This is a genomic window from Streptomyces purpurogeneiscleroticus (assembly GCF_020024005.1).
GTDB lineage: Bacteria > Actinomycetota > Actinomycetes > Streptomycetales > Streptomycetaceae > Streptomyces > Streptomyces purpurogeneiscleroticus.
This window is the reverse complement of the sequence record NZ_NHSG01000470.1, coordinates 1-10,099: the sequence shown is the minus strand read 5'-3', so window position 1 is coordinate 10,099 and position 10,099 is coordinate 1. Positions and strand designations below refer to the sequence as shown.

Here is a 10,099-nt window from a genome sequence, read left to right as displayed (position 1 = left end):
CCGACGCCCCGCAGTACCGGCACTTCCGGTACCGCCCGCCGCGCGGCGGTCCGCGCACCACTCAAGTCGCACCACTCAAGTCGCATTACTCACCGCACAACTCAAAGCCAAGGCACAACCCAGATCCCCAGCGAGACCGGCGCGGGCCCGCAGCCGGCCGGTCCTACGAGGAAGGACACGGCCGCCGCACGTGAGGGACACACGAGAGAGCCGGCTCCTGCTGGTGCTGCTGGTCGCGATCGCGTTCGCACTGATCACGGTGGACATCCGCGGCGGCGAGCAGTCCCCGCTGCAGGGTGCCCGGCAGGTCGCGGCCTCCGCCTTCGGGCCGGTCGAGACCGGTGTCGCCTCGGTCGTGGACCCCGTCGGCAACGCCGTCGACGCCGTCCGTGATTCCGACGGCCGGCACAGCCGCATCGCCCAGCTGGAACGCGAGAACGCCGCCCTGAAGGCCGAGCTCGGCTCCTCCGACCGCGACCATGTGCGCGCCGGAGAGCTGGACAAGATGCTCAAGACCGCGGGCGCCGGCCAGTACGGCATCAAGGGCGCCCAGGTCATCGCCATAGGAGCCGCCCAGGGCTTCTCCTGGACCGTCACCATCGACGCCGGCTCCAAGGACGGCATCGCCCGCGACATGACCGTACTGAACGGTGACGGGCTGGTCGGCCGGGTCACCACCGTCGGCAAGGACACCGCCACCGTCCTGCTCGCCATCGACCCCGACTTCACCGTCGGTACCCGTATGGAGAAGACCAACGAGATCGGCTTCGCCAACGGGCAGGGGGGCGGGCCGCTGCGCGTCCAGCTCCTCAACGGCAAGGCGAACGTGAAGAAGGGCGACCGGATGGTCACCTTCGGCTCCAGCGAGGGCAAGCCCTTCGTGCCCGGCGTGCCGGTCGGCACCATCACCCACGTCGGCAGCGCCAACGGCGACCTCACCCGCACGGTCCAGGTGAAGCCCTTCGCCGGCTTCTCCCGCCTGGACGTGGTCGGTGTCGTGGTCCAGCCGCCGCGCGAGAACCCCCGGGACACGGTCCTGCCGCCCAAGCCCGCCAAGCCCAAGCCCACCCCGACGGTCACCGTGACCGCCAAGCCCAAGCCTTCTCCGAGCGGCGCCAGGAGCTGAGCCCGATGCGCATCAACCGGATCCTCCTCTCCACCGCCCTCGTGGCCGTGGCCCTCGTCGTCCAGGTGGGTGTGCTCGCCAGACTGCACCTCCCCGGAGCAGTACCGGACCTGCTCCTCCTCGTCGTCCTCGGGCTGGCGATGGTGTACGGCCATGTCGCCGGGGCCTTCATCGGCTTCGGCGCGGGTCTCCTCGCCGATCTGGCGCCCCCCTCCGACCACGCGATCGGCCGCTACGCCCTCGTGCTCTGCGTCATCGGCTACGCCGCCGGGCTCACCAGGCCCGACAAGAGCCGGCACCGCTCCGCCTCGCTGCCGCTGATCGTCGTGGTCTGCGCCGCCATCGGCTCGACCCTGCTCTACGCCGGCGTCGGCTCGCTGGCCGGCGACAACGCGGGCAACACCGTCGGCATCCCCCTGCTGCTGTTCACCGCCACCGTCTACGACCTCGTGCTCGCCCCCTTCAGCGTGCCGCTCGTGATGGCCCTGGCCCGTCGCGCGGACAACGATCCGCTGGCGGGGGAGAGTTCGGGCGGCACGCAGTCCGGTGCGATGCCGGGCGAGGCCGCGTACGGCTGGCTCTCCACCGGCAGCGGGCTGCGGATGAGCCGCCCCGGGCGCGTCGGCCGGACGCCGCGGATCGGCAGCCAGCGCGGCGGCCTGCTCGGCGGCAAGGCGAACCGCACGAAGACCATCAAGGGGGTCAAGCGCCTGTGAGCAACACACCGTTCCGGGCCGCGACGAGGGGGCGCCCATGAGCAACATCCCTGAGACGGGCAGGACCACTCGCGTCACCGTCCGCCTCGTCGCCATTCAGATACTGGTCTTCTCGCTGCTGCTCACCCTCGGCGGCCGGCTCTGGTATCTCCAGATCCGCAACGGCGACGAGTACGCCGCCGAGGCCAGCGGCAACCACGTCCAGCAGGTCGTCGACCCGGCCGTGCGCGGCTCGATCCTCGACGCGCGCGGCGTGCCGCTCGCCGACAACGAGACCCGCCTCGTCGTCTCCGCCAGCCGTACCGCGCTGATGAAGATGGACGACGAGGGCAAAGCGGTGCTGACCCGCCTGGCGCACGTCCTGGACATGTCGTACACCGACGTCAAGAACAAGGTCCGGCTGTGCGACGCCAAGACGCCGCAGCCCTGCTGGAACGGCTCGCCCTTCCAGCCCATCCCGATCACCGACGAGGCCACCACCCAGCAGGCCCTGAAGATCCGGGAGAGCTCCGAGGACTTCCCCGGCATCTCCGCCGAGCCCACCGCGGTACGCCGCTACCCGGCCCCCGCGAAGGCCGCGACCTCCCAGGTGCTCGGCTACCTCTCGCCGGTCACCGACGAGGAGATCAAGAAGGCGGAGCACACGAACTCGCCGTTCCTGCGCTCGGACATGGTCGGCCGCTCGGGTCTGGAGCGGACGTACGACAGCGCGCTGCGCGGCAAGGCCGGCGTCACCCGCTACCAGGTCGACAACCTCGGCCGGGTCATGGGCAAGGCCAAGAGCGATCCGGCCCGGCCCGGGGACAACGTCGTCACCTCGATAGACGCCCGTGTGCAGGCCGTTGCCGAGAAGGAGCTCCACCAGGCGATGGTGGAGGCCCGCAAGCAGCACGACCGCAACACCGGTACGAACTACAAGGCGGACGCCGGTGCCGTGGTCGTCATGGAGAACAAGACCGGCCGGGTGGTCTCCATGGCCTCCCAGCCGGAGTACGACCCGAACGCCTGGGTCGGCGGCATCTCGGCGAAGGACTACGCCAAGCTGACCGGCAAGAAGTCCAACTACCCGCTGCTGAACCGCGCGATCCAGGGCCAGGCGGCCCCCGGCTCGATCTTCAAGGTCATCACGACCTCGGCCGCGGTGAATGCCGGGTACGACTTCAACGGCCGGTACAACTGCTCCAGCTCGTACAACGTCGGTGGGCAGGTCTTCAAGAACTTCGAGTCCCAGAGCCACGGCGCGATCAACCTGGGCCGGGCGCTGGAGGTCTCCTGCGACACCGTCTTCTACGACCTGGCCTACAAGCAGTGGGTCAAGGACGGCGGCAACAAGCCCAAGGACCCCAAGGACTGGTTCTACAAGACCGCGCACCAGTTCGGCCTCGGCAAGGAGACCGGCATCGACCTGCCCAACGAGGTCAAGGGCCGGGTCCCGGACCGCCAGTGGAAGAAGGACTTCTGGAAGGCCAACAAGGACTCCTGGTGCAAGACCGGCAAGAAGGGCGGCAGCTACGTCCAGCGCCTCGCCTACGAGAGCTGTCTCGAAGGCATGAAGATGCGCGCCGGTGACTCGGTGAACTACTCCATCGGCCAGGGCGACACCCTCGTGACGCCGATCCAGATGGCGACGATCTACGCGGCGCTCGCCAACGGCGGGAAGATGTACGACCCGACCATCGGCAAGGCGATCATCAGCGCCGACGGCAAGAAGGTCCGGGAGATCGCGCCGAAGGCGCACGGCAAGCTGCCCGACACGCCCAAGACGCTGAAGCAGATCGACAAGGCGCTGGAGGGCGTGGCCACCCGCGGTACCGCCGCCTGGCGGTTCGAGGGCTGGCCGCAGAAGCAGATCCCGATGCACGCCAAGACCGGTACCGCGGAGGTCTACGGCAAGCAGACGACGTCGTGGTTCGCCACGTACACCAAGGACTACACGATCGTCATGACGATCTCCCAGGGTGGTACGGGCTCCGGCGCCTCGGGTCCGGCCGTGCGCAAGATCTACGACGCGATCTACGGCGTGGACGCCAAGGGCAAGATCCACAAGAACAAGGCGCTGCTGCCCGAGCCGCAGGGCGACCTGCCCAAGGTCGACCGGCACGGCAACATCACCGCCGGGAAGCTGACCAAGCCGATCGTCAACGACGAGAAGAAGCCGGAAGGGGCGGTCCAGTGACCAGCAGCAGCTACGCCATCCGGCGCTACGCCCCCGACCGCGGCGTCTGGTCCAAGCTCACCGCGCGGGACTCCGTCGTCCGGCGGCTGGACTGGATACTGCTCTTCTCCTGCCTGGCCCTCTCGCTCATCGGCGCGGTCCTGGTCTTCTCGGCCACCCGCAACCGCATCGAGCTGAACAACGGGGACCAGTACTCCTACGTCCTCAAGCACCTGCTCAACACCGGCATCGGCCTCGCGCTCGCGGCCGGCACGGTGTGGCTGGGCCACCGCACGCTGCGCGGCGCCGTCCCCATCCTGTACGGCCTCTCGCTGGTGCTGTCCGCGCTGGTGCTCACCCCGCTCGGCGCCACCATCAACGGCTCCCGGTCCTGGCTCGCCCTCCCCGGCGGGCTCTCCCTGCAGCCCGCCGAGTTCGCGAAGATCACCATCACGCTGGGCATGGCGATGGTCCTCGCGGCCCGGGTCGACGCGGGCGACCGGGAACACCCCGGCCACCGCGCCGTCCTCCAGGCGCTCGGCATCGCCCTGGTCCCGATAGTGGTCATCATGCTGATGCCGGACCTCGGCTCGGTCATGGTGCTCGGCACGATCGTGCTCGCCGTGCTGCTCGCCTCGGGCGCGTCCAACCGCTGGGTCATCGGCCTGGTGACGCTGGGCGTGGTGGGCTGTCTGAGCGTCTGGCAGCTGCACCTCCTCGACGACTACCAGATCGCCCGCTTCGCGGCCTTCGCCAACCCGAGCCTGGACCCGGCGGGCGTCGGCTACAACACCAACCAGGCCCGTATCGCGATCGGTTCCGGTGGGCTCTTCGGCGCGGGCCTGTTCCAGGGCAGCCAGACCACCGGCCAGTTCGTGCCCGAGCAGCAGACCGACTTCATCTTCACGGTCGCCGGTGAGGAGCTGGGCTTCCTCGGCGCGGGCCTGATCATCTTCCTGCTGGGCGTGGTGCTCTGGCGCGCCTGCCGGATCGCCCGGGAGTCCTCCGAGCTGTACAGCACGATCGTCGCCTCCGGCATCATCGCCTGGTTCGCCTTCCAGGCGTTCGAGAACATCGGGATGACGCTGGGGATCATGCCGGTCACGGGCCTGCCGCTGCCGTTCGTCTCCTACGGTGGCACGTCGATGTTCGCCGTATGGATCGCCATCGGACTGCTGCAGTCGATCAGAGTGCAGCGGCCCGTCTCCGCCTGACCCGTGAACAGCCACCGTGGCCCGGTCCCCGCCAAGGGGCCGGGCCACAGCTGTCCCGGTACACATACCCACTTCACACGGACACGGACTGTGACAGGTCTTACGTGGCGGTAACGCCGTCCGGGCGGCATGCTGTCGCGGAAACAGCAGTGAGCCAGCGAGTTCCCCGTATCCGTACGCAGGCGCCCCCAAGCCGCCCCGTCAGGAGAAGTCAGCTCCCATGTTCTCGAAGGTCCTGGTCGCCAACCGTGGCGAAATCGCCATCCGCGCCTTCCGCGCCGCCTATGAGCTGGGCGCGCAGACCGTAGCGGTGTTCCCCCACGAGGATCGCAACTCCGGCCACCGCCTCAAGGCGGACGAGGCCTACCAGATCGGCGAGCCCGGCCACCCCGTGCGCGCGTACCTCTCGGTCGAGGAGGTCGTCCGCGCGGCACGGCAGGCCGGCGCCGACGCCGTCTACCCCGGGTACGGCTTTCTCTCCGAGAACCCCGACCTGGCCGCCGCCTGCGCCGAGCACGGCATCACCTTCGTCGGCCCCTCCACCGAAGTACTGGAGCTCACCGGCAACAAGGCGCGGGCCATCGCCGCCGCCAAGGCCGCCGGGCTGCCCGTCCTCGCCTCCTCCGAGCCCTCCTCGGACGTCGAGGAGCTGCTGGCGGCGGCCGAGGACATGGAGTTCCCGGTCTTCGTGAAGGCGGTGGCCGGCGGCGGCGGGCGCGGCATGCGCCGGGTCGCCGAGCGCGCCCAGCTGCGCGAGGCCGTCGAGGCGGCGGCCCGCGAGGCCGAGTCCGCCTTCGGCGACCCGACCGTCTTCCTGGAGCAGGCCGTCGTCGACCCGCGCCACATCGAGGTGCAGATCCTCGCCGACACCCACGGCAACGTGATCCACCTGTACGAGCGGGACTGCAGCGTCCAGCGCCGCCACCAGAAGGTCATCGAGCTCGCCCCGGCCCCGAATCTCCCCGCCGAACTGCGCGAACGCATCTGCGCCGACGCCGTCGCCTTCGCCCGGCAGATCGGCTACACCTGCGCCGGCACCGTCGAATTCCTCGTCGACGCGCGCGGCAACCACGTCTTCATCGAGATGAACCCCCGCATCCAGGTCGAGCACACCGTCACCGAAGAGGTGACGGACGTCGACCTCGTACAGTCGCAGCTGCGCATCGCCGCCGGTGAATCGCTGGCCGACCTCGGGCTCAGCCAGGAGAAGATCGTGCTGCGCGGCTCGGCGCTGCAGTGCCGCATCACCACCGAGGACCCCGCCAACGGCTTCCGGCCCGACACCGGCCGGATCACGGCCTACCGCTCCCCGGGCGGCGCGGGCGTCCGCCTGGACGGCGGCACCAACCTCGGCGCCGAGGTCGGCGCGCACTTCGACTCCATGCTGGTCAAGCTCACCTGCCGGGGCCGGGACTTCGCCACCGCCGTCGGGCGCGCCCGACGCGCCGTCACCGAGTTCCGCATCCGCGGCGTCGCCACCAACATCCCCTTCCTGCAGGCGGTACTGGACACCCCGGACTTCCGCGAGGGGCGGGTCACCACCTCCTTCATCGAGCAGCACCCCGAACTGCTCACCCAGCGCGGCTCCGCCGACCGCGGCACCCGCATCCTCGAATACCTCGCCGACGTCACGGTCAACAAGCCGCACGGCGACCGCCCCGCCACCGTCGCGCCGCACGAGAAGCTGCCCGCGATCGACACCTCCGCGCCGATCCCCGACGGCTCCCGGCAGCGGCTGCGGCAGCTCGGCCCCGAGGGCTTCGCCGCCGACCTGCGCGCCCGGCCCGCGCTCGGCGTCACCGACACCACCTTCCGCGACGCCCACCAGTCCCTGCTGGCCACCCGCGTCCGCACCAAGGACCTCCTGGAGGTCGCCGGACACGTCGCACGCACCACCCCCGAGCTGCTCTCCCTCGAAGCGTGGGGCGGCGCGACGTACGACGTGGCGCTGCGCTTCCTGTACGAGGACCCGTGGGAGCGGCTGGCGGCGCTGCGCGAGGCCGTCCCCAACATCTGCCTCCAGATGCTGCTGCGCGGCCGCAACACCGTCGGCTACACCCCCTACCCGGAGCAGGTCACCCGCTCCTTCGTGCAGGAGGCCGCCGACACCGGCATCGACATCTTCCGCATCTTCGACGCGCTCAACAACGTCGACCAGATGCGCCCCGCGATCGACGCCGTGCGCGAGACCGGCACTGCGATCGCCGAGGTCGCCATGAGCTACACCGGCGACCTCGCCGACCCCGGCGAGCAGCTCTACACGCTCGACTACTACCTCCGCCTCGCCGAGCAGATGGTCGACGCGGGCGCCCACGTCCTCGCCATCAAGGACATGGCCGGGCTGCTCCGCGCGCCCGCCGCGAAGAAGCTGGTCACGGCGCTGCGCCAGAACTTCGACCTGCCCGTCCACATCCACACCCACGACACCCCCGGCGGCCAGCTCGCCACCTACCTCGCCGGCTGGGAGGCCGGCGCCGACGCCGTCGACGGCGCCTCGGCCGCCCTGGCCGGTACCACCAGCCAGCCCGCCCTCTCCGCGATCGTCGCCGCCGCCGCGCACACCGACCGCGACACCGGCATCGACCTCGGCGCGGTCTGCGCCCTGGAGCCGTACTGGGAAGCCGTACGCAAGGTCTACGCGCCCTTCGAGGCCGGCCTGCCCGCGCCCACCGGACGCGTCTACGCGCACGAGATCCCCGGCGGCCAGCTCTCCAACCTCCGCCAGCAGGCCATCGCCCTCGGCCTCGGCGACCGCTTCGAGGAGATCGAGAAGGCGTACGAGGGCGCCGACCGCCTCCTCGGCCGCCTCGTCAAGGTCACCCCCAGCTCCAAGGTCGTCGGCGACCTCGCGCTCTCCCTGGTCGGCGCCGGGGTCTCCACCGAGGAGTTCGCCGCCGACCCGGCCCGCTTCGACATTCCCGGCTCCGTCATCGGCTTCCTCCGCGGCGAGCTGGGCGAACCGGCCGGCGGCTGGCCCGAGCCGCTGCGCAGCCGTGCCCTCGAAGGCCGCGCCGAGGCCCCCGGCATCACCGAGCTGACCGCCGACGAGTCCAAGCGCCTCTCGGCCTCGTCCGCCGAGCGCCAGGCCGTCCTGAACGAACTGCTCTTCCCCGGCCCGGCCAAGGACTTCACGACCCACCGTGAGCGCTACGGCGACACCTCCCCGCTCTCCAGTGACCTGTTCTTCTACGGGCTGCACCACGGCGAGGAGCACGTCGTCCGGCTCGCCCCCGGCGTCCAGCTCCTCATCGGCCTGGAGGCGATCTCCGAGGCCGACGAGCGCGGCATGCGCACCGTGATGTGCATCCTCAACGGCCAGCTGCGGCCCATCCAGGTCCGCGACCGGGCGGTCGCCAGCGAGGTGCCCACCGCCGAGAAGGCCGACAAGAACAACCCCGGCCACCTGCCCGCCCCGTTCGCCGGGGTGGTCACCCTCGCCGTCCAGGAGGGCCAGCAGGTCGAGGCGGGCGCCACCATCGGCACCATCGAGGCCATGAAGATGGAGGCCGCGATCACCGCACCGACCGGCGGCACCGTCAGCCGCATCGCGATCTCGCCGATCGCCCAGGTCGAAGGCGGCGACCTGCTCATCGTCGTGGAGTGAGCGAAAGCGCCCCCGGGCGCAGCGCTCGCGGCCCCCGGTGCGCGGCAGGCTTCCCGGCCCGCCGCGCACCGGTCCGCTTCTCCGGCCGCGGGGGTCTCCCCAAAAGCGGGACAGGACAGTACGTTCACCCCATGGCGGACACCGTGCGCGAGATCGAGCGGAAGTACGAGGCCGACGGCGCGGGCCTGCCGCCCGACGGCCTCCCCGACCTCACCGGCGTCGACCGGGTCGCGTCCGTCGCGGACCGCGGCACGGCCACCCTCGACGCCACCTACTACGACACCGCCGACCGGCGGCTGGCCCGCGACGGCATCACCCTGCGTCGCCGCACCGGCGGCGACGACGCCGGCTGGCACCTGAAACTGCCCGTCGCCGCCCACGTACGCGACGAGATCCGCGCCCCGCTCTCCGACACCGTCCCGCGCGCCCTGCGCGGCCTGCTCCGCTCCCGCGTCCGCGACGCCGAGCTGGCACCCCTCGTACGGATCGAGACCCGCCGCGAGACCCGGCAGCTGCTCGCCGCCGACGGCACGGTCCTCGCGGAGATCGCCACCGACCGGGTGCGCGCCACCCGCCCGGCCGGCCCCGGCCGCACCGCCGAATGGGCCGAGATCGAGGTCGAGCTGACGGCGGGCGGGGACATGACCCTCCTGGACGCGGTCGAGGACCGGCTCCTGGGCGCCGGGCTGCGCCCCGCCGGCACGGCCTCCAAGGCCGCCCGCGCGCTCCGCGACACGGCCCCCAAGGCCGAACGGAAGGCCGCCGCCGAGCCCACCGCCGCCGGCCGGGGCGCCGAGCAGCCCACCGCACCGGACAAAGGCGGCGAAGAGCCGCCCACCGCCGAAGAGATCGTCCTCCGCTACCTCACCCGCCAGGTCCGCGCCATCACCGAGCTCGACCCCGCCGTCCGCCGCGACCTCCCCGACTCCGTCCACCAGATGCGCGTCGCCACCCGCCGCCTGCGCAGCGCCCTCCGCTCGTACGCCACCGTCCTGGACCGGACCGCCACCGACCCCCTCGGCGCCGAGCTCAAATGGCTCGCCGCAGAGCTGGGCATCGACCGCGACGCCGAGGTGCTCACCGCCCGCATCCAGGAAGCCCTCGCCGCGCTCCCCAAGGAACTGCGCCCCGGCCCCGTACGCACCCGGCTGCGCACCTGGACCCAGGCCCACCGCAAAGGCTCCCGGAAACACCTCATCGCCGTCCTCGACAGCGACCGCTACCTCACCCTCCTGAACTCCCTCGACACGCTGATCACCGACCCGCCCCGGGCCCGCTCGGGGC

The 10,099-nt window shown here is 71.3% G+C and carries 6 protein-coding genes; all 6 read left to right on the top strand.

Features of this window, described 5'->3' with window-relative positions; all coding sequences use genetic code 11:
* The first annotated feature begins 190 nt into the window (after positions 1-190).
* Positions 191-1,126, top strand: a complete 936-nt coding sequence (gene mreC / locus CCS38_RS34165) for a rod shape-determining protein MreC (protein WP_223737421.1) — start codon at positions 191-193, stop codon at positions 1,124-1,126.
* Between the two features lie 5 nt (positions 1,127-1,131).
* On the top strand, positions 1,132-1,842 hold the full coding sequence (gene mreD, locus CCS38_RS34160) for a rod shape-determining protein MreD (protein WP_223737419.1): 711 nt from the start codon (positions 1,132-1,134) through the stop codon (positions 1,840-1,842).
* A 37-nt stretch (positions 1,843-1,879) separates the two neighbouring features.
* Complete coding sequence (gene mrdA, locus CCS38_RS34155) at positions 1,880-4,018, top strand: penicillin-binding protein 2 (RefSeq protein WP_223737417.1); 2,139 nt, start codon at positions 1,880-1,882, stop codon at positions 4,016-4,018.
* On the top strand, positions 4,015-5,211 hold the full coding sequence (rodA, locus tag CCS38_RS34150; protein ID WP_223737415.1) for a rod shape-determining protein RodA: 1,197 nt from the start codon (positions 4,015-4,017) through the stop codon (positions 5,209-5,211). Before mrdA ends, rodA begins: the two co-directional genes overlap by 4 nt.
* A 220-nt stretch (positions 5,212-5,431) precedes the next feature.
* Positions 5,432-8,815 carry a pyruvate carboxylase gene (locus tag CCS38_RS34145; protein WP_223737413.1) on the top strand — a complete coding sequence of 1,128 codons (3,384 nt, stop codon included), beginning with the start codon at positions 5,432-5,434 and terminating at the stop codon, positions 8,813-8,815.
* A 131-nt stretch (positions 8,816-8,946) separates the two neighbouring features.
* Positions 8,947-10,099: CYTH and CHAD domain-containing protein (locus CCS38_RS34140; protein ID WP_223737411.1), on the top strand; the 1,153-nt coding region annotated here is incomplete at its 3' end.

Coding starts and splice junctions, on each gene's coding strand:
- mrdA (WP_223737417.1), top strand. CDS start 1,880: ATGAGCAACATCCCTGAGACGGGCAGGACCACTCGCGTCACCGTCCGC.
- CCS38_RS34145 (WP_223737413.1), top strand. CDS start 5,432: ATGTTCTCGAAGGTCCTGGTCGCCAACCGTGGCGAAATCGCCATCCGC.
- mreD (WP_223737419.1), top strand. CDS start 1,132: ATGCGCATCAACCGGATCCTCCTCTCCACCGCCCTCGTGGCCGTGGCC.